This is a genomic window from Stappia sp. MMSF_3263, from assembly GCF_030733745.1.
Taxonomy (GTDB): Bacteria; Pseudomonadota; Alphaproteobacteria; order Rhizobiales; family Stappiaceae; genus Stappia.
Map to the genome: position 1 here is coordinate 436536 of NZ_JASHIK010000001.1, position 21003 is coordinate 457538.

Genomic DNA, 21003 nt, shown 5'->3' on the forward strand with positions numbered 1-21003 from the left:
GGGGCCTGCGGCAAAACATCCCTCGACCTTGGCCGGGTGCTGGGGCATTGTCGCGCCGATGACGAGAGACACCATGCTCCTTGGGCTGTTCAGACGCGAGGCGCTGCCCCTGGCGGTGCTCTGTGCGCTTGCGCTCGTCTTCCAGCTCGTTGCCGGCACCGTGGCGGCGGCCGCGACCAGCGGCGACAGCGGTCTCAAGGTTCTGTGCGTTGGCGGTCAGGCGACCGACGGAGATGCGCAACCGGCCCCCGGCCACGGCAAGGGGATTTGTCCCTGCGGTCCCGTCTGCCCGCATGGCACGGCGTGCCTGACCGGCGGCTGCGCGCCAGCCGCCGCTTCGGTGCGCCCGCTGCTTGCCGTTCCGCCTCAGCGCTTCGTCATGCGCGATACACCGCCCGGCGCGCGCGCGCTCCTGGCGTCCGGGGGCATTCGTGCGCCGCCCGTCCCGGTTTCGTTGCCCTTGTGAGCCGCGCCTGTTGCGCGGCGGAACTGCAATCGAAATCCGGAAAATCATCATGACCTTTTTCAAGACCACCGCGATCAGCGCGGCCCTTGCCCTGTCTGCTCTCCTCGCCGTTCCGGCGCTTGCCCATGACACCAAGACCGTCGGGGACATCACCGTCTCCTCCCCCTGGACCCGGGCAACGCCGCCCCGCGCCAAGGCCGGAGGCGGGTTCGCCACCATCGTCAATGCGGGCGGCGAGGACCGTCTGGTTTCCGCTTCTGCCAGCGTCTCGAAGCGCACGGAGCTTCACGAGATGACCGTCACCGACGGCGTCATGAAGATGCGTGAAATGGCTGACGGCATTCCGGTTCCAGCCGGCGGCACGCTCGAGCTCAAGCCGGGCAGCTATCACGTCATGTTCTTCGATCTCAACGGTCCGTTGAAGGAAGGCGAGAACGTTCCGGTGACGCTGACCTTCGAGAAGGCGGGCGAGGTTACGCTCGATTTCAAGGTCGAGCGTATCGGCGCCAAGGGGCCTGAGCATGGCGAACACGGCGGCGACCAGATGCAGCACGGCGACATGGACCACGGCAAGATGGATCATGGCAGTGATGCCGGCCACATGAACCACGACAAGTCGAAGGATTGAGGCGAGAATGTCAGGATTGAAGGTCCTGCGCTATGTGGCATGGGCGGCGGTAGCCGTCCTGCTCGGCGCCATCGGGTTTGTCACCGCCCAGCACTATCTCGGCCCCAAGGACGGAGGGCTGTTGTCACCGGTCGCCTCCATCGGAGGCCCGTTCACGATGGTCGACGCGGCCGCCGGCCGAACGGTTACCGAGGCGGATTTCAAGGGCAAGCCGACGGCCTATTTCTTCGGTTTCACCTTCTGCCCGGATGTCTGCCCGACGACGCTTGCGGAGACGCAGATGTGGATCGAGAAGCTCGGACCTGACGCCGACAAGGTCAATTTTGCCTTCGTCTCCGTCGATCCGGAGCGCGACACGCCCGAGGTGATGCGCGACTATGTGGCCGCGTTCGACGACCGCATCCGGCCGCTGACCGGCTCTCCGGAACAGGTCGAGGCAATGCTCAAGGCCTACCGGGTCTACGCCCGGCGCGTTCCCCTGGACGACGGCGACTACACGATGGACCACTCGGCTGCGGTTTTCCTGATGGATTCCGATAACCGTTTCGTTGGAACGATCGCCTATGAGGAGGCGCCGGAAAACGCGATGGCCAAACTACGCCGCCTGATCGATAATGCAGGCTGACCCTCGCACCTGACCGGGACAGACGATGCGCTCCGACCTGATGCTCCCCGCCGGTATCTTCTTCGCCGCCGCCTTCGCGGCGAGCGGGCTGCTGTGGTGGGTCTACGGGGAGCGCATCTATGTCGACCGGCTGCTCACCGGCATTGCCAACTGTTTCTGAACGGCGGCCTCAATGGCGGACAGGGATCGGCTCGACCAGCTGCTGGTGACGCGCGGCCTCGTTGAAACCCGCGCGCGGGCCCGGGACGCCATTTTGCGCGGCCACGTGCGCATCGCCGGTGTCGTCGTTGAAAAACCCGGTCAGAAGGTCGCCGTCGATGCCGAGCTTTCCATCGACGATCCGGCGGCCGACTATGTCTCGCGTTCGGCGCTCAAGCTGAAGGCCGGGCTGGAGCGCTTCGCCATCGATGTGAGGGGAAAGGTCGCGCTTGACCTTGGCGCCTCGACCGGCGGTTTCACCCAGGTTCTGGTCGAGGCCGGTGCCCTTCGCGTTCATGCCATCGATGTCGGCCACGACCAGCTTCACGAACGGATCGCGGCACTGCCGCAGGTCCGTCGCCGCGACGGGCTCAACGCGCGCGCGCTCACCCCGGCCGATCTCGATGGCGAGGCACCGGAGATCGTTGTCTCCGACATGAGTTTCATCTCCCTGCGCCTGGCCCTGCCACCGGCGCTGGACCTTGCCGCTCCCGGGGCGCAGGGCCTTTTTCTGGTCAAACCGCAATTCGAGGCCGGCCGGCAGGCGATCGGCAAGGGCGGGCTGGTGGATCCGCACGTGGGCGAGGCGGTCGCCCGCGATCTCTCCGACTGGCTCGGTGAACAGCCCGGTTGGTCCGCTGTCGGTCTCGTGCCGTCGCCGATTGCCGGCGGCGACGGCAACGCCGAATGGCTGCTCGCCGGGACGAAGGCCGGCTGAGCCACGCTCAACGCGCTTGCGCTTGCCGGTTCAAAGGCCTAATCGGGCCCGATGAGCAAAGACACCCTTCTTGAGATCACCGCCCTTGCCCACAAGGGCGAAGGCAGGGCGGAAACGCCCGACGGTCCCGTCCATGTCCCTTTCGCGCTGCCTGGCGAGACGGTGCGCGTTGTCCGCGACGGTGCCCGCGCCGGGTTGGTGGAGGTGGTGACGCCGTCCCCTGACCGGGTCGAGCCCGCCTGTCCGCATTTCGGCACCTGCGGGGGGTGTGCCCTCCAGCACATGGCGCTTCCCGCGCAACTGGAGTGGAAACGCGGGCAGGTCATCGCCGCCCTTGCCTCCAGGGGGCTGGAGGACTGGGCGTCCCTGGTCGAGCCGACGGTCGATGCGGGCGGGACGGGCCGCCGCCGGGCGGTCCTTGCCGCCGCTCGCGCCGGATCCCGCATTCTTCTCGGATTTCATGAGCGGGCGAGCCATCGTCTTGTCGATATCGATACCTGTCCGGTGCTCGTGCCGGAGCTGTCCCGCCTGTTTCCTGTGCTGAAGTCGCTCGCCGCGCGCGTCATGCCGCGCAAGGGCGAGGTGACGCTGACGGTGCTTGCCACGCCGAACGGCGCCGACCTGGCGCTTGTCTCGCCCGCGCGCACCGAACCGAAGGCGGTGGCCGGCCTGATCGAGGAGGCGATGGCCGCCGGCATCGCCCGCCTGTCGCTCAATGGCGAGGTGCTGGTCGAGGCCCGCTCGCCGGAGCTCCGGATGGACGGTGTGGCCTTGGTGCCGCCGCCCGGCGGCTTCGTCCAGGCGACGGCCGCCGGCGAACAGGCGCTGGTCGAGCGCGTCGCTGCCGGTGTCGGCAAGGCGCGCAAGGTCGCGGACCTCTTCTGCGGATCGGGCACCTTCGCGCTCCGGCTTGCCCGCAAGGCGACCATTCGCGCGGTGGAAGGCGAGAAGCCCGCCCTGGCGGCTCTCGATCGGGCGATGCGTGGCGGCGCTGGCGCCTTGCGACAGATCCACACCGAACGGCGCGACCTGATGCGTAATCCGCTCACTGCCGGCGAACTCGACGATTTCGGCAGGGGCATGGAGGCGGTTGTCTTCGATCCGCCGCGCGCCGGCGCCGAGGCACAAGCCCGCGAAATCGCCCGCTCGAAGGTTCCGGTCGTCGTCGCGGTGTCCTGCAACCCGGCGACGCTGGCGCGTGACCTGCGCATCCTTGTCGATGGCGGTTACCGGCCGCGCTCCATCCTTCCGGTGGATCAGTTTCGTCATTCGCCCCATATTGAGGTTGTGGTGGTTCTGTCGCGCGGCTGAAAAAGCCGCCCGGCAACGGATGTCGGGGAAAGCCCATGGCGCAGCAAGCAAGCTTGGCCGGTCTTGCCTTCAATTGGGTGCGCAGGGCGCGCTATGCCGCGCGCCAGGGCTCCCGTGTCGTCTGGTTTGCCGCGCACGGAGAAGTGGCCCAGGCGATCTCGCGCCGGGTGGTGCGCGAGGCCCGGCGCGAGCGCGGCGAGGCAGAGGCATCCTCGCGCTCCGCCAGCCCCCCGCGAAAGACGGCCGCGCGCCCCGACCTCAAGCGCCTTTTCTCCCAGATCGCGGCGCTTTTTGCCCGGGACCTGGCGAATATCGAGGCAGGCCACTATCCCGTCCCTGAGGGCGAGTTCGGCCCTCCGCGCTCCTTTCTCGACCTCAGTCGCAGCTTTCTCGCCGACGTGCCGAAGGTCGCCAGGCGGCGTGTGAGCAAGGACCATCAGGAGGTGTTCGATGCGACGCGCGAGACGGGCGCCGGCCTGCCGCGCTACTACCGGCAGAACTTCCACTTCCAGACCGATGGCTGGCTGTCGCGCGACAGCGCCCGCATCTACGATTTTCAGGTCGAAGTCCTGTTCAAGGGCGCGACGGCGGCGATGCGCCGGCAGGGGCTCGTGCATCTGTCAAAGCTTCTGCGCGGGACCGACCAGCGTCATGTCGCCTATGCCGACATCGCCTGCGGCACGGGCGGGTTGCTCGCCCCCGCGCTTGCGGCCTTCCCGCGCCTGCGCGGCGTCGGCGTCGACCTGTCCGAACCCTATCTGGCGCATGCCCGCGAGGCGCTGCCCACCGGCCGCCGCGGCCGTGCCGCCTTCCTCAACGCCGCCGCTGAAAACCTTCCCTTCGCGGATGAAAGCCTCGACGCGGTCTCTTGCGTCTACCTCTTTCACGAACTGCCGCCAAAGGTGCGCGCCCTCGTTGCCGGCGAATTGGGGCGGGTGCTGAAGCCGGGCGGGCGGTTGATCTTTGTCGACAGCCTGCAGAGCGGGGACCTGCCGGAGAACGACGGGCTGCTGGAGCTCTTCCCCGACCTCTTCCACGAGCCCTATTACCGCAGCTACCTGGTGGAGGATCTCGACGCTCTGTTCTCGGTGGGTGGTTTGCGCCGCCGGGAACTGGCGACGGCGTTCCTGTCGCGCGTCGCGCTCTACGAAAAGGCGTAAGGGCGCGAAGCGTGCGGCTGTCAGTCGACGTCGAGCGGAGCGGTTCCGGACGCGCTGCCATCCTCGGCGAGCTGGATGCGCTCCACCTTGGCCTCGGCCGACTTCAACAGCTTGTCGCAATGGCGGCGCAATGCATCGCCGCGCGAATAGAGCTGGATGCTTTCCTCCAGCGGAACGTCGCCGCGCTCCAGCCGGCCGACAATGGTCTCCAGCTCTTTCAGCGCCGCTTCGAAGGCAAGCGCCGTGATCTCCGGATCGATCTCGTCTCGGCTCACGCAGGGGCTCCCGGGTCGGTGGCGGGTTTCATCGGTCGAACGGCAATCCTAGAGCTCGGGGGCGCGGCGGGCAAGGAGCGCTGCCGGTCCCGTCCGCACCGGTTGTGGACAGGGGGCGGGGGCGGCACCGGCAAGGGCCGCGTCAGGCCTTCATCAGCGTCATGATGTGGGCGGCGGCCGAGCGCGCGAGCCCCTCCAGGTCGTAGCCCCCTTCCAGCAGGGAGACGACCTTGCCGCCGCAGTGCCGGTCGGCAATGTCCATCAGTCGCAGCGTCGCCCAGGCGAAGTCCGCCTCGACCAGGTTGAGCCCGCCCAGCGGGTCGCGCTGATGGGCGTCGAACCCCGCGGAAATGATCACCAGGTCCGGCTGGAATGTCTCCAGCCGGGGCAGGATCGCAACCTCCATCGCCTCGCGGAACTCCTCGCCGCCGTCGCCGGCGGCAAGCGGCGCGTTGACGATCGTGTCCGCTTCGCCGCGCTCGCTCGCCGCGCCCGATCCCGGATACAGCGGCATCTGGTGGGTCGAGCAGTACATTACGCTCGGGTCGTTCCAGAAGATGTCCTGGGTGCCGTTGCCGTGATGCACGTCGAAATCGATGATCGCGACCCGCTCCGCGCCGTATGTTTCCTGCGCGTGCCGGGCGGCGATGGCCGCGTTGTTGAAGAAGCAGAAGCCCATCGCACGGGCCGTTTCGGCGTGATGCCCGGGCGGACGCGAGGCGCAGAACGCGTTGGCGACCTTGCCTTCCATCACCTCGTCGACGGCCCGGCAGGCGGAGCCGACGCCGCGCATCGCCGCCTCCCAGCTGCCCGGCGACATGGTCGTGTCCGCGTCGATGCGCACCAGCCCGTCCGTCGGCGCCGCGTTGTGCAGCATGTCGATATAGGAGGAGGGGTGGACGCGGGCGATGTCGGCAATCCGGCCCATCGGAGCCATGTCCCGCTGCAGGGTCTGGAAGCGCTCATGCTCGAGGATGCGGTCAATCGCGCGAATACGGTCCGGCCGCTCGGGATGACCGACCGGCGTCAGATGGTCGAGATAGGCGGAATGATGCAGATAGAGCGTTCCCAAGAGCGTTTCCTTGCGCGGGCCATTGTCGATGCTGGCGTTTCGCGCCCATCTGACCGGCCGGTCAGGCGGCTGTCAATGAGCGAGCTCAAACGGCGGGCAGGATGTGCAGGCCTTGGGGAACGGATGCGGGAAAGCTGGAACAGGCGGCGTGCGGGCTGGCGGACAAAAGAAAGCCGGGGCGGCATCCGACTGCCGGCCCCGGTGGAAGGTGCGGGCATGACAAGGCCCGTAGGGGAGGTCCGCTGCATCGCCTGTGAAGGCAATTATAATACTAATTGATTCGCCGGCTTTTCAGAAGGCGGAATGCAAAAAAGGTGAATTTTCATCTTGGGGTTGCGTTCTGTCTTACGCAGCGGCAGACAGTTTTCATTGTAAAAAATATCAGTATTCAGCACGTTGACCTGTCTGCCGATGCAGATCGGACACCGGATGCCGAACGCGGGTGTCAGAACGCTGGATGTCAGCGGCGCGGCGCCGCCGCCCGCCGCAGCCGGTCGTTGATCGCCTCGCCAAGGCCGGCCTCCGGTACGGGCATTGCCGCAATGCGCTCTGCGCCGCTTGCGTCGAGTTCGCGCATCGCGGTGAAGAGCCGCGCTGCCGCTTCGCGCAACTCGCCCCTTGCGCTCAACTGCACGACCGCTCGGGCATGTTCCGCGCCCGGCGGCAGGTCGGGACCGAAGGCGAGCAGCGCCTCGTCCGGTTCCACATGGGTGGCCTCGAGCCGCAAGGCCGCGCGCGGCGCGTAGTGGGAGGAGAGCATGCCCGGCGCGTCCGGCGCATCGTCGGGCCGCACGAGGGCAGGGGCAAGCGTTTCGCCGAGCACGGCCTCGATGGCCTGCCGCTCGATGCCGCCGGGGCGCAGCAGGCGCGGGCGCTCGTCGGTCAGGGCGACGATGGTGGACTCCACCCCCACCGGGGTCGGCCCGGCATCGATGAGCAGGGCCAGCCGGTCGCCCAGATCGCCGGCCACGGCCTCGGCCGTGGTGCCGCTGATACGCCCCGACCGATTGGCGCTGGGCGCGGCAATCGGTCGGCCGCTGGCCTGCGCCAGGTCGCGCATGATCGCCGCTGCCGGCACCCGCAGCGCCACGCTCGGCAAGCCGGCCGTGGCAAGGTCGCAGATCGGGCTGTCGACCCGCTTCGGCAGCACCATCGTCAGCGGCCCCGGCCAGAATGCCTCGGCCAATGCCCGGGCGCGGGCATCGAACAATGCGTGCCGCTCTGCCGCCTTTGTCGATTCCACATGCGCGATCAGCGGGTTGAAGCTCGGTCGCCCCTTCGCCGCATAGATGTCGGCGCAGGCAAGCGCATTGGTCGCGTCGGCGGCGAGCCCGTAGACGGTCTCAGTCGGAACGGCGAGCAGGCGCCCGTCGACGAGATCCGCCACCGCCGCCTCGAAGGCCGCCGTGCCGCGCCAGGTCTCGCTTTGTGGATCGATCTGCCAGCGGCGCATTGCCTCGTTCACTCCGTACCGTTGTCGTTCCGATGGCGCGCGGACCGGCCCGGCAGGGGCCGGGGTCCAAAGCGGGGAAGCGTATGCCGCAACGTCACCGATTGACGTTTACGTCAACACAGACCATCCTCGCGCCCAATCAAAAATGCCCGGCGGTTCTGCGGCCTGTGCCGCATTTCGTCAAGCCGCCGGCCAGCGCCTGCCAGGGAGTGAAACATGTACCGTGCCCCCGTTTCGGAGATCGCCTTTACGTTGAAGCATGTGGCGGGCCTTGCCGACGTGCTTGCCCACGAGGGCCACGCGGAGGTGACCGACGATCTGGTCGACGCGATCCTGGAGGAGGCGGGGCGCTTTGCGGCCGAGGAGATCGCGCCGCTCAACGCACCTGGCGATCGTGTCGGCGCGAAACTGGAAAACGGCGAGGTCACCATGCCGCCGGGCTGGCGGGATGCCTATCGCGCCTGGACCGACGGCGGCTGGAACTCGCTCACCGGCTCGACGGAATTCGGCGGCCAAGGCCTGCCGATGATGCTGCATGCGGCGGCGCTGGAGATGTGGAATTCCGGCTCCATGGCCTTCGCCATCGGCCCGACCCTGACCATGGGCGCGGTCGAGGCGCTTGAAAAGCACGCCAGCCGCGAATTGCAGGAGACCTATCTGCCAAAGCTCGTCTCCGGCGAGTGGATGGGCACGATGAACCTGACCGAACCGCAGGCGGGCTCCGACCTCAACGCGCTGCGCGCCCGCGCCGAGCCGGTCGGCGACGGCACCTATCGCATCTTCGGCCAGAAGATTTTCATCACCTTCGGCGAGCAGGACTTCACCGACAACATCGTCCATCTGGTGCTCGCCCGCCTGCCGGATGCACCCGCCGGCACGCGCGGCATCTCGCTCTTTCTCGTTCCGAAGTTCTTCGTCAACGCCGACGGATCGCTGGGTGCGCGCAACGACGTGCGCTGCGCCGGCATCGAGCACAAGCTTGGCATCCATGCCTCGCCCACCTGCACCATGGTTTATGGCGATGAGGGCGGTGCCGTCGGCTGGCTGATCGGCGAGGAGAACCGCGGCCTCGCCTGCATGTTCACGATGATGAACAACGCCCGCCTGTCGGTTGGCATCCAGGGCCTGGGCGTGGCCGAGCGCGCTACCCAGCAGGCGCTTGCCTATGCGAACGAGCGCCGCCAGGGGCGCGTTGCCGGCGACACCGGCGAGGGGATGAGCCCGATTGCCGGCCATCCCGACATTCGCCGCACGCTGCTTGCCATGCAGGCCTGGACGCAGATCGCCCGCGCCGCCTGCTTCACCAACGCGCATGCGATCGACATGGCGCGGCTCGCCGGCGATGCCGATGCCCGCACCCACTGGAGCGAGCGGGCCGCGACCCTGACCCCGATCGCCAAGGCGCTGTCCACCGATATCGGTGTCGAGGTCGCTTCGCTCGGCGTCCAGGTCCACGGCGGCATGGGTTATGTGGAGGAAACGGGCGCCGCCCAGCACCTGCGTGACGCGCGCATCGCGCCGATCTACGAGGGCACCAACGGCATTCAGGCGATCGATCTGGTCACCCGCAAGCTGCCGCTCTCCGGCGGGGACCATATTCGCGGCCTGATCGCCGAGCTTTCGGCGATTGCACGGGAGGCGCGCGGCGCCGGGTCGGAGCTTGCCGATGCGGGCAGCCGGCTGGAGCGGGCCTTGGCGTGCCTGTCGGAGGCCGCCGAGTGGATGCTGGAGGCGCTGGGCGAGGGGCGCCAGAGCGAGGCGCTGGCCGGCGCGACGCCCTTCCTGCGGTTGATGGGCATCGCCTATGGCGGCGCCATGCTGGTCAAGGGCGCGCTCGCCTGCCGGGGAGAGCAGTCGCCCGCCGCTGCTCGTCGTCTGCTTCTGGCCCGCTACTTCGCCGCCGCCCATCTCGCCGAGACGGGGGCACTGAAGGAACAGGTGGTCGCCGCGGCCGACGCGGTGCTTGCCTATGATCCGGCCGCCTGAGGCCTGAGCTGAAAGGAGCCGGGATGATCGAGGTCCAACGCGACGGCGCGGTGCAGGTGGTTCGCCTGAACCGGCCCTCGAAGAAAAACGCCCTGACCGGCGAGATGTACGAGGCGCTGGCCGGCGCGCTGGAGGCCGGCAACACGGACGAGGGGATCCGCGCCCATCTCCTCCTGGGTGTGCCTGGAGCCTTCACCTCGGGCAACGACATTGGCGATTTTCTCGGCTTCGCCATGTCCGGCGGGGGCATGCAGGATGCGCCGGTGGTGCGCTTCCTTCGCGCGCTTGCGCAGTGCGACAAGCCGATGGTTGCCGGTGTCGACGGGCTCGCCATCGGCGTCGGCACGACGCTGCTCTTCCATTGCGACATGGTCTTCGCCAGCCCGCGCGCCGTGTTCCGCACGCCGTTCCTGGACCTTGGACTTGTGCCGGAGGCCGGCGCCAGCCTGCTGGCTCCGCGTGCCATGGGCCATGCCCGCGCCTTCGAGCTGCTCTGCCTCGGAGAGCCTTTCGATTCGGTGCAGGCGAAGGCCGCCGGCTTCGTCAATCACATCGTCTCGGAGGAGGAGCTCGAGCCGCGTGCGCTGGCCGCTGCGCAGGCGATCGCCGCCAAGCCGGCAGAGGCCATGCGCCTGTCACGCGCCCTGCTGGTCGGTGACCGCACGGAACTGCGCGCCCGCATGGAGGAGGAGATCCGGCTCTTTTCCGAGCGGCTTGCCTCCGACGAAGCCCGGGCCGCCTTCACCGCATTCATGGACAGGGCGCGGCCGGCCGGCTGAGCCGGGTGCCGCCATCGGGAGGATCGACCAGATGTCGCTCAAGGGAAAGACGCTCTTCATCACCGGCGCCTCGCGCGGCATCGGCAAGGCGATTGCCCTGCGCGCCGCCGGTGACGGGGCCAATGTGGCCATCGCGGCGAAGACCGCCGAGCCGCATGCGAAACTGGAGGGTACGATCTACACCGCCGCCGCGGAGATCGAGGCGGCCGGCGGCCGCGCCCTGCCGCTGATCGTCGACGTGCGCGATGAGGAGACGGTGGCGGAGGCGATGGCGCGCACGGTGGAGGCCTTCGGCGGGATCGACATTCTCGTCAACAACGCCAGCGCCATCCAGCTGACGCCGCTCGCCCAGACCGACATGAAGCGTTTCGACCTGATGCACCAGATCAATACGCGCGGCACGCTGGTCTGCTCGAAACACGCACTGCCGCATCTGGCGCGCGCCGACAATCCGCATATCCTGATGCTGTCGCCGCCGCTGGACATGCAGGAGAAGTGGTTCGCCCCGTTTACCCCCTATGCCATCGCCAAATACGGCATGAGCCTCGCGGTGCTGGGCCTTGCCGGAGAACTGCGCGGCAAGGGCATCGCCGTCAACGCCCTGTGGCCGCGCACCACCATTGCCACCGCCGCTGTGCGCAACCTCATCGGCGGCGACGACATGGTTTCGAAGAGCCGCACACCGGAAATCCTGGCCGATGCTGCCTGGGAGATTTTCACCAGTCCCTCGCGCGAGTTCACCGGCAATTTCCTGATCGACGACAGCTTCCTCGCCTCGCGCGGCGTCACCGATTTCGACCGCTACCGGGTCGATCCGTCGATGCCCTTGATGCCGGATTTCTTCGTGCCCGACGAAAGCGAGGCGCCAGCGGCACTGGGGCCTTCCAGGGGGTGAAGCTTCGGCCGCGCTGACGAGTGCGCGGAAGGCGGGTGGCGGCCTACCAGCCCATGGCCTTCCAAAAGAGCGCGCCGAGGAAGGCGCCGGCCGCAACGGCAAAGGCAAGCAGGCGCCACACCGGATGCAGATCCTTGCGGGTCTTGCGTGACGTGTCGTTGCGATCCGCCATCGGCCGGTCCGGTCAGTCGAATTCCGGACCGCGCGGCCGGTAGGGACGCAGTTCCTTCCAGGCCCGCATCAGCGTCGCCAGCTCCTCGTCCTCTTCCTCGGGCAGGACGATGCGCAGCGTCACCAGAAGGTCTCCCCGGCCGCCGTTCTTGTTGGGCAGGCCCTTGCCTTTCAGCCGCATGGTCTTGCCGGCACGCGCGTTCGCGGCGACCGTCAGATTGACGGCTCCGTCGAGCGTCGGCACCCGCACCTTGCCGCCGAGCACTGCCTCGTAGAGGCTGATCGGCAGGTCGAGCTTCAGGTCGTCGTCGGCAGGCACGAAAAGCGGGTGCCGGGCAAGCCGGATCTCGACGATGGCGTCGCCCGCGCTGCCGCCGTTCTCTCCGGGATGGCCCTGTCCCCGGAGCCGGATCTTCTCGCCGTCGGTCGTTCCTTCCGGCAGCTTGACGTCCAGTGCCTTGCCGGAGGGCAGCGTCACGCGGGCCTTGTGGTCATGCACCAGCTGCTCGAGCGTGACACGTGCCGTCACCTGCGCGTCGGCGCCGCGCCGGGGCGTCGGTGCGCGTCCGCCGCCCATCCCCGCTCCCATGCCCGGGCCTCCCGCGCCGGCCCCTGCACCGGTACGTGCCCGGCCGCCGAAACCGCCGAGAATGTCGCTCAGGATGTCGTCGAAGGCGCCGCCGCCGGCCGCCCCGCCCTGGCCGAAGCCGCCGCGCGCGCCGCGCGCCTGACGGAAGATGTCGTTGTCGCCGAAACCCTCGAAGCCGTGGGCATGGAATTTCGGCTTGCCTTCGGCGTCGATCTCGCCCCGGTCGAAGCGCGCGCGCTTGTCCTTGTCGCCGAGGATCTCATAGGCCTGGTTCGCCTCCGCGAAGCGTTCCTTGGCCTGGGGATTGTCGGCGTTCTGGTCCGGATGGCACGTCTTGGCGAGCTTCCGGAACGCCTTCTTGATCTCCGCCTCGCTCGCAGACTTTCCGACGCCGAGGACGCTATAGGGGTCACGCATGGTTCAGACCGCACTGATGAATGGTGGACACGGGTATACACCCGCGCGATGCTCGGGAACCATATGGTAATTGATAGGAATAAAATCCAGTGCCCTGCCGGCTGCCCTTGCAGGCCGCCGTCCTGACCTCAGCCTGCGCTGTCGTCGCTGCCGTCCTTGACGGTTAGGCCGATCACTGCCCAGTCGCGCATCAGGTCCTGGCAGGCGACGCCATTGTAGGCGCGCACGCCGCCGATCGTGTTGGCGGTCGTTTCGAAGCGGGCGCAGCCGGTGCCGTTGGTCGGCGTGTCGTCGACCAGGGCGATGATCGTGCCCGAGTTGCCGCTGATCGGATTGTTCCAAGAGAACGGCGGCTCGGCGATGCCGTCCTCGCGCGCCGTCGCGATCGCCTTGGCGATGATGGCGCGGTCCTGCGCGCTGATATCCAGGTCGGCGGGATTTTGCTGCCCGTCGATGGAGCCTGTCAGGTCGAGCGGGGTTTCCGGGTCGGCGCTGCCCATCGGCATCGACACGCTGCCGCATGCTCCGGCGAACAGCGTCAGGCCAAGGGCAAGCGCGGTGCCGCATCGGCGAAGGCCGACCTTGGCCTCGTGTCGTCCGAAGGATGTCGCAATGCCGTGCCGGGATGTCATGGCGATGGCTCCTGGGGGCTTTCCGCGCACTGCCTCGCGAGTGAGGATGTTGCGCCATTGCAACAGGATCGGAGAAACCGATTAACAAACTGTAACTGGAGTGATTCAGCGTTTCCGTTTTGGCTGCTATGGCAGCAGCTTGCACGCACCGGTGGCAAAGCGCCCGGCCGGTCGAAACGAATCGGAAGGCCGCGCATATCCATGCAAGCATTCGACCGCGCTCCGGAAGTCATGACCGAACGCCTCTGCCTGCGCGCCTTGCGGGTGGAGGATTTCGACGTCTTCTTCGCCATGCGCAGCGACCCGCGGCTTGCCGTCGGCGGTGTCGTTGAAACCCGTGAGGAGGCCTGGTCCCGGCTGCTGCGGGCCCGTGGTCACTGGGCCGTTCTCGGCTTCGGCTACTGGGCGCTGACGGAGCGCGCCAGCGGCCGTTTCGTCGGGGAGGCGGGGTTCATCGACTTCCGGCGCGACGTGCAACCCTCGCTTGACGGCACGGCGGAGGCCGGCTGGATGGTGATCGCCGAGCGTCAGGGGCTCGGGTATGCCGGGGAGGCCGTTGCCGCGATGCTCGCATGGGGGGCGGCCAACATCCCCCGCGAACTGGCGACTTGCATGATCGCGCCCGACAACGCCCCTTCGATCGCGGTCGCCCGGCGGGCCGGGTTCCGTTCCTATGCCGAGGCCACCTATCGCGGCGCGCCGGTCACGCTCTATCGAAGGCGCTTGAGGGCGGCGTCCGACACGTGAAGTCAGCCGCCGCGCTTTTCCAGCACGGCGCAGAACTCGCCGGCGCGGTAGGGCGTCGGGTAGACCCGGTGAACCGAAAGTCCGGTCAGGGCAAGATCGCTCAACCCGGTGACGATGGTGCGGAAGCTTTCCGGCGTGAAACGCCAGCCATGCACGTCCACATAGCCGCCGGCGCTTGCCTCCCACTCGTCGATCGCCGCGCGGGTCATGGCGGCCACATTGTCCGGCGCGCCGTGGTCGCCATGCCAGTGCCGCACAGCGTCGTTGTGGGTGGTGAGCGCGCGCATCTCGATGATCTTGCCGAGCCCGTGCACCCGTCGGCCTTCCATGCAGGCGGCGACCGCATCGGCGATTGTCGAGGGCGCGATGAAATGATCGAAACAGTAGCGGCAGTCGGGGACGATCAGCGCGTAGAGGCCGCCGGGCTCCAGCAGTCGCTCGACTTGTGCCAGATGCGCGACGAGGTCCGGTTGGTGTTCGATCACATGCGAGGAGGCGACAAGGGCGAAGCGCTCGCCGACGATCGAGAGGTCGCCGAGCGGGGAGACGAAGTCGATCTGTGGAACGCCGGAGGGATCCTCGCCGATCTGTGCTGCATAGGCGACGAGCTGGTCATGCGTGCGGATGTCGAAATGTTTTGTATTGGCTCCCTTCAGCATCGGCCGGTGGAAAGCGCCGATCTCCAGCGCCGGCTCATGGGTCTGCAACGCGTCGATGAACTGGAGGCGCAGGGCCTGCGGCGCGCCGACGCGCCCTTGTGCCCGGCCGCGCCGCTCATAGTGCCGGGCAAGCGCAGCATCGCTGCGCAAGGCGAGAGCGGGATAAAAGGCGCGGTAGCAGCCAGGGACGAATTCGGGCGCGAACCTGTCGCGCAAGGGCAGGCGCTCGCCCCTCTCCCTCACCGCCGTGCGCGACCACGGACCCCGGCTGGGACGGCGCTTGTGGATCAGCGGCAGGATGTTGGCGTCGCGCAGCCGGCGCAGCAGCCGCGTGAATGGATTGCCCACCGGCGTCAAAGCAGCTTCTTCCAGCGGAAGTAAAGGAAGGTGAGGGCCACGGAGACCAGCATGATGCCGATCGAGAACGGGTAGCCCCAGGCCCATTTGAGTTCCGGCATATCGCCGAAATTCATGCCGTAGATCGAGGCGATCAGGGTCGGCGGCAGGAACACCACGGCCAGCACCGAGAAGATCTTGATGATCTGGTTCTGCTCCAGGTTGACCAGGCCGACCGTTGCGTCGAGCAGGAAGTTGAGCCGCGTGTCGAGCCCGGAGGCATGTTCGCGGATCGAGCGGATATCCCGTCCCAGCGCCTTTGCCGCGGTCTTCTGCTGGCCGGTGAGGCCGATGGTCTTGGCGTGCACCGACAGGAACAGGAACAGCCGTTCCAGGCTGGCGCAGGAATCATGCATCCGCGCGATCTTCAGGCCGATCAGGCCGATCTTCTGGATGGTTGCCTTGTATTGCGCACTCTTGCGGCTGTCGATCCCGCGCTCGAACACGTCGCTGGCGGTGGCATCGAAGGCGCTGGAGCAGTCCTCGACCACGTCCGCGGCCCGGTCGGCGATGGCGTCAAGGAGCACGAAGAGAATATCCGTCGCGCCGCGAATGGGGATCGATTCGCTCTGGATGCGGCGTACGGCGACGGAGACCGACACCGGCTCCCCGTGGCGCAGCGAGACCAGCAGTCCCTTGGTGGCGACCAGCGTCATCGAGGCGGTCTTCGGGTCGGGATTGCGGGCGATCAGCGGCATCACCGCCGTCATGATCAACGCTCCGTCCGCCTCGTAGAGGCGCTCCGAGGTCTCGATCGCCGCCATTTCCTCGCGAGTGGGAATTTCGGTGCCGATCCACGTCTCCGCCAGCGCCCGCTCGTCGGGCGTGGGTGTCGCAAGGTCGACCCACAAGGCGTGTTCGGGAATGCGTGCCGCGGTCGAGCAGCGCACCTCGACAATCTTGCCGGCGTCGAGCGTATAGGCGGTGATCATGAGGAAAAGCTCCCGGAACGTCGCGTTGGCTGTTCCGGAAATCTAGCCTGAATTCATGTCGGATTTACCGCAAAAAGCCGTGTCGGGCGGAGACCCCGCCCGTCCGGTCAAAGGTGTGACGGTGCTTACTTGGCCTTGGGCGCGGACGCCTTGACCTTGCCCGTCTTGCAGATATTGGCCGCCGTCACGGCATTGATGCCCACCGGCTTGTAGAGCGCGTCGAGGCTCGGGCGCGGGGCGGTCGGGGCGGCTTGGGTCACTTTAGCGGTCATCACTGGGTCCAGGTACTCGTGGCGCCGGGGATCATTCCCTTTGGCATTGCGCACAAATCCATTCCGATTTGGACAAAACTAAGGATGACGCAAGGAAACATGTTGGCGCCAGTAACTCTTCTTATCGCCTTGTAACCTTTCGCGATTTCCGGACGCCGGCTTGCGGGTTTTCCCCTATCCGCGAAATCGCGAGAAAATGACATCGAGTTTTTGTTTTCAAAGGGTTATCGAGAGCGTGTCACGGCTGCAACGGGTGGCGTTGCCGGTGTACAACACTATTGCCTGGCATCGGTGGCGGGAGCCGGAAGCGGATCTCCCTCGTAGATTTCCGAAAGCTCCGGCGGCAGTTCCTCCAGTTGCGGCAGCCCGGTCTGCTCCCCGTCCTCCTCTTCCGGTGCGCTCTGCGCCTCCGGTTTGGCGCCTGGAAGCGGCGGCGGACCGTCCTCGCGCGGCGGCGCGTCCGGATCGGCCAGCGGCAGGTCCGGCAATTCGGTGTCGTCCTCGACGGGCTCGATCGCGCCATAGGCGGCGATCAGGACCGCGTCGAGATCCTCCAGGAAATGGCGAATGCGGGTGGCATTGGCGCCAAGATCGTGTTCGCCGAAGCGGGAGGCAGAACGGATGTCGAAGCGGGCGCCGACCGGGTCGGGCATGATCCTCACCGAAATGTCGTCGCGAAAGGCGAAGATCAGCGAGGTTGCCACGGCCTGGAACCGGGTCGGCTCGTCCGGCATGCCGGGCGGCAGTTCGGCCGTGACGGTCCAACCGCTGCTGTCGGCCACCTGGAGCGCTGCCCGGTGCAGGTCGCCGGGCGCGATGCGGAAGCGGCGGGTGACGAGATCCGGATAGGCCCGCTCCTGCAGCGCGGCGCCGGAAAACGCGCGTCCGCCGGCCAGTGCCGGCGGGTTGGCCGTGTCGGTGCTGACGTCTGCAAGCCGGGGATGGGTGGCGAAGGCGTGCAGCGAGAAGGCGACGGGCGCGAGCGCCAGTGCGCCGTAGACGAAACCCCGGATCGCCTGCGCCCAGCCGGTGCCGCCCTTCCGCCACAGGGCGAGCGCTGCCAGCGTCGCGGCGGTGCAGGCAAAGGCGGCAAGCAGGACGCCAAGGGCGAGCAGGACGAGGAATTGCGGCGTGGTGACGAACTGGGCGCGATGCGCCAGTGCTGCGATCACCAGGACCGGCACCGCCAGTCGTCCGCTCTTGGCGCTTGCCGCCGCGAGCCGCGACCGGAAGATGGGCAGAACCTTGCGCATGCGGCGGGCGGAGATCCCTGTGGCGACGGACACGGATGCAAACTTTCGCACAACGTGCGGGCGAACGCGTTTGCCTCCAACCGCTTACCATGAGCGAACGGAATTGCGAACCGCCTTGTGCGGGGCGGTTCGCCTGGCTACGCGTCGAAGGCGTAGCCCGAGAACTGCTCGCGCAGCGCCGTCTTCTTGATCTTTCCGGTCGCGGTATGCGGGATCTCGTCGACGAATTCCACGTCGTTCGGCATCCACCACTTGGCGACCCGTCCCTCGAACACTGCCATGATCGAGGCCTTGTCCGGCTGCGTTCCATCCTTGGGAACGATCACCAGAAGGGGGCGCTCGTCCCACTGCGGATGGGCGATGCCGATCACCGCCGCCTCGGCGACGTCCGGATGCAGGAGGGCCAGGTTTTCCAGGTCGATGGTCGAGATCCACTCGCCGCCGGACTTGATGACGTCCTTGGCCCGGTCGGTGATCTGCATGTAACCCTGGGCATCGATATGGGCGACGTCGCCGGTCTCGAAGAACCCCTCGCCGTCGAGGACAGCGGCATCCTCCTCCTTGAAATAGGCGCGCGAGACCGCCGGTCCGCGCACCTTCAGTCGTCCGAAGGTGCGCCCGTCCCAGGGGCGTTCGTCATCGTCGTCGCCGGTCACCTTCATCTCGACGGTGAAGGGCGCGATGCCCTGTTTTTCCTGCAGGTCGAGCATCGCCTCGCCGGCAAGCTCCGCGACCTCCTCCTTGATCGCGCAGACGGTGCCGAGCGGGCTCATCTCGGTCATGCCCCAGGCATGCTTGACGCGAACGTCATAGACCTCCTCGAAGGCCTTGGTGATGGCACGCGGACAGGCCGATCCGCCGATCACCACGCGGTCCAGATGGGGCAGCGCCTTGCCGCTCTTTTCCAGGTATTGCAGCAACATCAGCCAGACGGTCGGCACCGCGGCGGTCAGCGACACGCGTTCGCTGTCGAGCAGTTCCCAGATCGCCTCGCCGTCCATGCGCGGCCCCGGCATCACCATCGCGGAGCCGCTCAGCGGCGAGGAGAAGGCGAGCGACCATCCGTTGGCGTGGAAGAAGGGCACCACCGGCATCACCCGGTCGCGTGCCGAGAGCCCGAGCATGTCCGGTACCGACGCGGCCATCGCGTGCAGCACGTTGGAGCGGTGCGAATAGACGACACCCTTCGGGTTTCCGGTGGTGCCGGACGTGTAGCACATGCCGGCGGCGGCGTTCTCGTCGAGCTCCACCCACGCGAAGTCGCCGTCGCTCTCGGCAAGCCATTCCTCATAGGGCACGAGATCGAGGGAACTCTCCGGCAGATGCGCCGCATCGCTCAGGACGATGATCTTCTCGATGCTCGCAAGTTGCGGCCGGATCTTTTCGACGATCGGGAGGAAGGTGAGGTCGATGAAAAGGAAGCGGTCCTCGGCGTGATTGATGATCCAGGCGATCTGGTCGGGGAAGAGGCGCGGATTGACGGTGTGATAGACGGCGCCGATGCCGAGCAAGCCGTACCAGACCTCCATGTGCCGCCAGGTGTTCCAGGCCAGCGTCGCCACCCGGTCGCCCTCGCGGATACCGTCGGCCTGCAGCCGTTTCGCCAGTTGCAGTGCGCGCGCATGCATCTCGGCATAGGTGGTGCGGTGGATCGGTCCCTCGACGGAACGCGAGACGATTTCCCGGCCCGGGTGGTTGCGCGCGGCGTGGTCCAGAATCCGGGTGCAGGTCAGCGACCAGTCCTGCATCAGGCCTGGCATGACGGGCTGTTGCATGTGTTCCTCCGGCAAGTGCCTCTTGTGGCGAGGCTTTTCTTGTGAGGAGGAGCATAGCACCGGCAACCGGGGCACTGTCCAGCGCGCGCGTCATGCGCGGGGCTCGGGGCTCAGGGGAAGGGACCAGGGCCTATCCGGCGCGCTGGGCTTCGATCCAGGCGAGCGCTTCGCTCAGCGACGTCGCCACATGGTCCGCGTGCGGGGCCAGCACCTCGGCGCCGACGGTTCCGGTCGTGACCGCCAGCGTGCGCGCGCCCGCGGCCCGCCCGGCATGCATGTCATGCACGCTGTCGCCGACCATGACGACCGAGGCGGGGTCGAGGGCGAGCGCCTCGCAAAAGCCGGTGACCATGCCGGGTCCGGGCTTGGCGCCGTGGCCGCTGTCGAAGCCGATGATCGCCGAAAAGCGGTCGCTGACGCCCATTGCCGCGAGCTGGGCGCGGGCCGAGGCTTCCGAATCGTTGGTCGCCACGCCAAGCACCAGCCCGTGCACGGCAAGCCGGTCGAGCATCGGTATCAGGTCGTCGAAAGGCGACAGGTAGGGCAGGCTCATGTCGCCGATGCGGGCGTTGATGTCATCGGCAAGCGCCCGGGGGTCTGGCAACCCGAGGATCTCGGCGAAGGCGTCGACGATATCGTCATTGGAGCCCGCGACGAGCACCGAATCGGGGGCAAAGCGCCGGGCCGGCAGGTCGAAACCCGCGGCCTCCGCCAGCCGCTCGGCGATCGCCATGTCGCCGCCCGACAATTCGCTCATCAAGACGTGGAAGGTCGGCCCCCAGGTGCCCTGGAAGTCGATCAGCGTGCCGTCCTTGTCGAAGAGAACCGCTTCTATCGCCGCCATCGTCATGCCGCCCGTCCGAGCGCCAGCGGCAGCAGCTCCGCCATCGTGTCGATGACGACATCCGCCTCCGCTTCCAGCACCGGCCGCTCGATGGCGCCCGTGGTGACGGCGATGCGAAACATGCCGGCGGCCTTGGCCGCATGCATGTCGTGCAGGCTGTCGCCGATCATGGCGATTTCCTGCGGCGCCAGCCCGGTGTGGCGGGCGAAGGCGAGCAACTGGCCGGGTTCCGGCTTGGAGCCGTGGCCGCTGTCGTAACCGGCGAGGAAACCGAAGGCCTCGCCAAGGCCGAGCGCGTGCATCTGCTTGCGGGCCGAGGCTTCTGTTCCGTTGGTGGCGATACCCATCGGCAGGCCGTCGGCATGGATCGCCTTGAGCGTGTCGACAACGCCGTCAAAGGGGGTGACGGTGCGGGCGCAATGTTCCAGCAGCGTCGTTTCGATCCGCTCCAGCATCGCCTTCGGATCGCTCTCGCCGATCACCTGCGCCCATCCGGCGGAATAGTCGGCCGGCGACTGCACCTTGAGGACGGACGGGCCGGTGAAACAGGCGCGTTCAACGTCGAACATCGCGAGATCCTGCAGCACGCGCAGGATTTCCGGGTCGCCGCCGGCGAGATCGCGCAGCACGTGCGAGATCGCCGGTCCCCAGGTGCGGTCGAAGTCGGTCAGCGTGCCGTCGCGGTCGAAGAGTACGGCCTTGATGCGCATGGGGGTCGGTCCGTCGGAAGGGAGGTCAGGCTGTGTCCGC

Annotated in this window: 24 protein-coding genes; 11 read left to right on the forward strand and 13 right to left on the reverse strand. The window is 67.5% G+C overall.

Annotated elements, in window-relative coordinates:
- The first annotated feature begins 73 nt into the window (after positions 1 to 73).
- Genes RBB46_RS02080 through RBB46_RS02110 form a run of 7 tightly spaced genes read left to right on the forward strand, consistent with a single transcriptional unit; the run spans position 74 to position 5106 of the window.
- A complete protein-coding gene (locus RBB46_RS02080; RefSeq protein ID WP_306027180.1) occupies positions 74 to 466 on the forward strand; it encodes a hypothetical protein in 393 nt (130 codons plus the stop codon).
- 49 nt (positions 467 to 515) lie between these two features.
- Positions 516 to 1094: a copper chaperone PCu(A)C gene (locus RBB46_RS02085; protein ID WP_306027181.1), complete on the forward strand. Its 579-nt coding sequence runs from the start codon at positions 516 to 518 to the stop codon at positions 1092 to 1094.
- Between the two features lie 7 nt (positions 1095 to 1101).
- Positions 1102 to 1719, forward strand: coding sequence for an SCO family protein (locus RBB46_RS02090; protein WP_306027182.1), 618 nt, complete (start codon positions 1102 to 1104; stop codon positions 1717 to 1719).
- A 25-nt stretch (positions 1720 to 1744) separates the two neighbouring features.
- On the forward strand, positions 1745 to 1879 hold the full coding sequence (locus RBB46_RS02095) for a hypothetical protein (protein WP_306027183.1): 135 nt from the start codon (positions 1745 to 1747) through the stop codon (positions 1877 to 1879).
- A 12-nt stretch (positions 1880 to 1891) separates the two neighbouring features.
- Entirely contained in the window at positions 1892 to 2635 is a 744-nt protein-coding gene (locus tag RBB46_RS02100) for a TlyA family RNA methyltransferase (protein ID WP_306027184.1), read from the forward strand.
- 51 nt (positions 2636 to 2686) lie between these two features.
- On the forward strand, positions 2687 to 3946 hold the full coding sequence (locus RBB46_RS02105) for a class I SAM-dependent RNA methyltransferase (protein ID WP_306027185.1): 1260 nt from the start codon (positions 2687 to 2689) through the stop codon (positions 3944 to 3946).
- A 35-nt stretch (positions 3947 to 3981) separates the two neighbouring features.
- On the forward strand, positions 3982 to 5106 hold the full coding sequence (locus tag RBB46_RS02110) for a class I SAM-dependent methyltransferase (protein WP_306027187.1): 1125 nt from the start codon (positions 3982 to 3984) through the stop codon (positions 5104 to 5106).
- Between the two features lie 20 nt (positions 5107 to 5126).
- Here RBB46_RS02110 and RBB46_RS02115 read toward each other — a convergent pair whose 3' ends face one another.
- The 3 genes from RBB46_RS02115 to RBB46_RS02125 form a co-directional block, all read right to left on the reverse strand.
- Positions 5127 to 5381: an exodeoxyribonuclease VII small subunit gene (locus RBB46_RS02115; RefSeq protein ID WP_306027188.1), complete on the reverse strand. Its 255-nt coding sequence runs from the start codon at positions 5379 to 5381 to the stop codon at positions 5127 to 5129.
- Positions 5382 to 5523: 142 nt separating this feature from the next.
- Positions 5524 to 6453, reverse strand: coding sequence for a histone deacetylase family protein (locus RBB46_RS02120; RefSeq protein WP_306027189.1), 930 nt, complete (start codon positions 6451 to 6453; stop codon positions 5524 to 5526).
- Positions 6454 to 6913: 460 nt separating this feature from the next.
- Positions 6914 to 7906 carry an L-threonylcarbamoyladenylate synthase gene (locus RBB46_RS02125; protein ID WP_306027190.1) on the reverse strand — a complete coding sequence of 331 codons (993 nt, stop codon included), beginning with the start codon at positions 7904 to 7906 and terminating at the stop codon, positions 6914 to 6916.
- 216 nt (positions 7907 to 8122) lie between these two features.
- Here RBB46_RS02125 and RBB46_RS02130 point away from each other — a divergent pair, with 216 nt between their 5' ends.
- The 3 genes from RBB46_RS02130 to RBB46_RS02140 are packed head-to-tail and all read left to right on the forward strand — an operon-like array spanning position 8123 to position 11566.
- The gene (locus RBB46_RS02130) at positions 8123 to 9892 is read left to right on the forward strand and encodes an acyl-CoA dehydrogenase (RefSeq protein WP_306027191.1); all 1770 of its coding nucleotides are present in this window, start codon (positions 8123 to 8125) and stop codon (positions 9890 to 9892) included.
- 23 nt (positions 9893 to 9915) lie between these two features.
- Positions 9916 to 10671 carry a crotonase/enoyl-CoA hydratase family protein gene (locus RBB46_RS02135; protein ID WP_306027192.1) on the forward strand — a complete coding sequence of 252 codons (756 nt, stop codon included), beginning with the start codon at positions 9916 to 9918 and terminating at the stop codon, positions 10669 to 10671.
- A 31-nt stretch (positions 10672 to 10702) separates the two neighbouring features.
- A complete protein-coding gene (locus RBB46_RS02140; protein WP_306027193.1) occupies positions 10703 to 11566 on the forward strand; it encodes an NAD(P)-dependent oxidoreductase in 864 nt (287 codons plus the stop codon).
- A 43-nt stretch (positions 11567 to 11609) separates the two neighbouring features.
- Here RBB46_RS02140 and RBB46_RS02145 read toward each other — a convergent pair whose 3' ends face one another.
- The 3 genes from RBB46_RS02145 to RBB46_RS02155 all read right to left on the reverse strand — a co-directional run bounded on the left by RBB46_RS02145 (position 11610) and on the right by RBB46_RS02155 (position 13375).
- On the reverse strand, positions 11610 to 11738 hold the full coding sequence (locus RBB46_RS02145) for a hypothetical protein (protein ID WP_306027194.1): 129 nt from the start codon (positions 11736 to 11738) through the stop codon (positions 11610 to 11612).
- A gap of 12 nt (positions 11739 to 11750) precedes the next feature.
- Positions 11751 to 12743, reverse strand: a complete 993-nt coding sequence (locus tag RBB46_RS02150) for a J domain-containing protein (protein ID WP_306027195.1) — start codon at positions 12741 to 12743, stop codon at positions 11751 to 11753.
- A gap of 128 nt (positions 12744 to 12871) precedes the next feature.
- The gene (locus tag RBB46_RS02155; protein ID WP_306027196.1) at positions 12872 to 13375 is read right to left on the reverse strand and encodes an RT0821/Lpp0805 family surface protein; all 504 of its coding nucleotides are present in this window, start codon (positions 13373 to 13375) and stop codon (positions 12872 to 12874) included.
- Positions 13376 to 13576: 201 nt separating this feature from the next.
- On the opposite strand from RBB46_RS02155, the gene RBB46_RS02160 reads away from it, so the two are divergent.
- On the forward strand, positions 13577 to 14122 hold the full coding sequence (locus tag RBB46_RS02160; protein WP_306027197.1) for a GNAT family N-acetyltransferase: 546 nt from the start codon (positions 13577 to 13579) through the stop codon (positions 14120 to 14122).
- 2 nt (positions 14123 to 14124) lie between these two features.
- Here RBB46_RS02160 and RBB46_RS02165 read toward each other — a convergent pair whose 3' ends face one another.
- The 7 genes from RBB46_RS02165 to RBB46_RS02195 form a co-directional block, all read right to left on the reverse strand.
- Positions 14125 to 15129, reverse strand: a complete 1005-nt coding sequence (locus tag RBB46_RS02165) for a methyltransferase domain-containing protein (RefSeq protein ID WP_306027199.1) — start codon at positions 15127 to 15129, stop codon at positions 14125 to 14127.
- 5 nt (positions 15130 to 15134) lie between these two features.
- Positions 15135 to 16109 carry a magnesium transporter CorA family protein gene (locus RBB46_RS02170; RefSeq protein WP_306027200.1) on the reverse strand — a complete coding sequence of 325 codons (975 nt, stop codon included), beginning with the start codon at positions 16107 to 16109 and terminating at the stop codon, positions 15135 to 15137.
- Positions 16110 to 16234: 125 nt separating this feature from the next.
- The gene (locus RBB46_RS02175; RefSeq protein ID WP_306027201.1) at positions 16235 to 16381 is read right to left on the reverse strand and encodes a hypothetical protein; all 147 of its coding nucleotides are present in this window, start codon (positions 16379 to 16381) and stop codon (positions 16235 to 16237) included.
- A gap of 275 nt (positions 16382 to 16656) precedes the next feature.
- A complete protein-coding gene (locus RBB46_RS02180) occupies positions 16657 to 17667 on the reverse strand; it encodes a DUF1499 domain-containing protein (protein WP_306027202.1) in 1011 nt (336 codons plus the stop codon).
- Positions 17668 to 17771: 104 nt separating this feature from the next.
- Positions 17772 to 19394: a long-chain-fatty-acid--CoA ligase gene (locus RBB46_RS02185; protein WP_306027346.1), complete on the reverse strand. Its 1623-nt coding sequence runs from the start codon at positions 19392 to 19394 to the stop codon at positions 17772 to 17774.
- A 145-nt stretch (positions 19395 to 19539) separates the two neighbouring features.
- The gene (locus RBB46_RS02190; protein ID WP_306027203.1) at positions 19540 to 20259 is read right to left on the reverse strand and encodes an HAD family hydrolase; all 720 of its coding nucleotides are present in this window, start codon (positions 20257 to 20259) and stop codon (positions 19540 to 19542) included.
- Positions 20256 to 20963 (reverse strand): HAD family hydrolase, encoded by a 708-nt coding sequence (locus tag RBB46_RS02195; RefSeq protein WP_306027204.1) that lies wholly within the window; start codon positions 20961 to 20963, stop codon positions 20256 to 20258. Before RBB46_RS02195 ends, RBB46_RS02190 begins: the two co-directional genes overlap by 4 nt.
- Positions 20964 to 21003 lie beyond the last annotated feature (40 nt).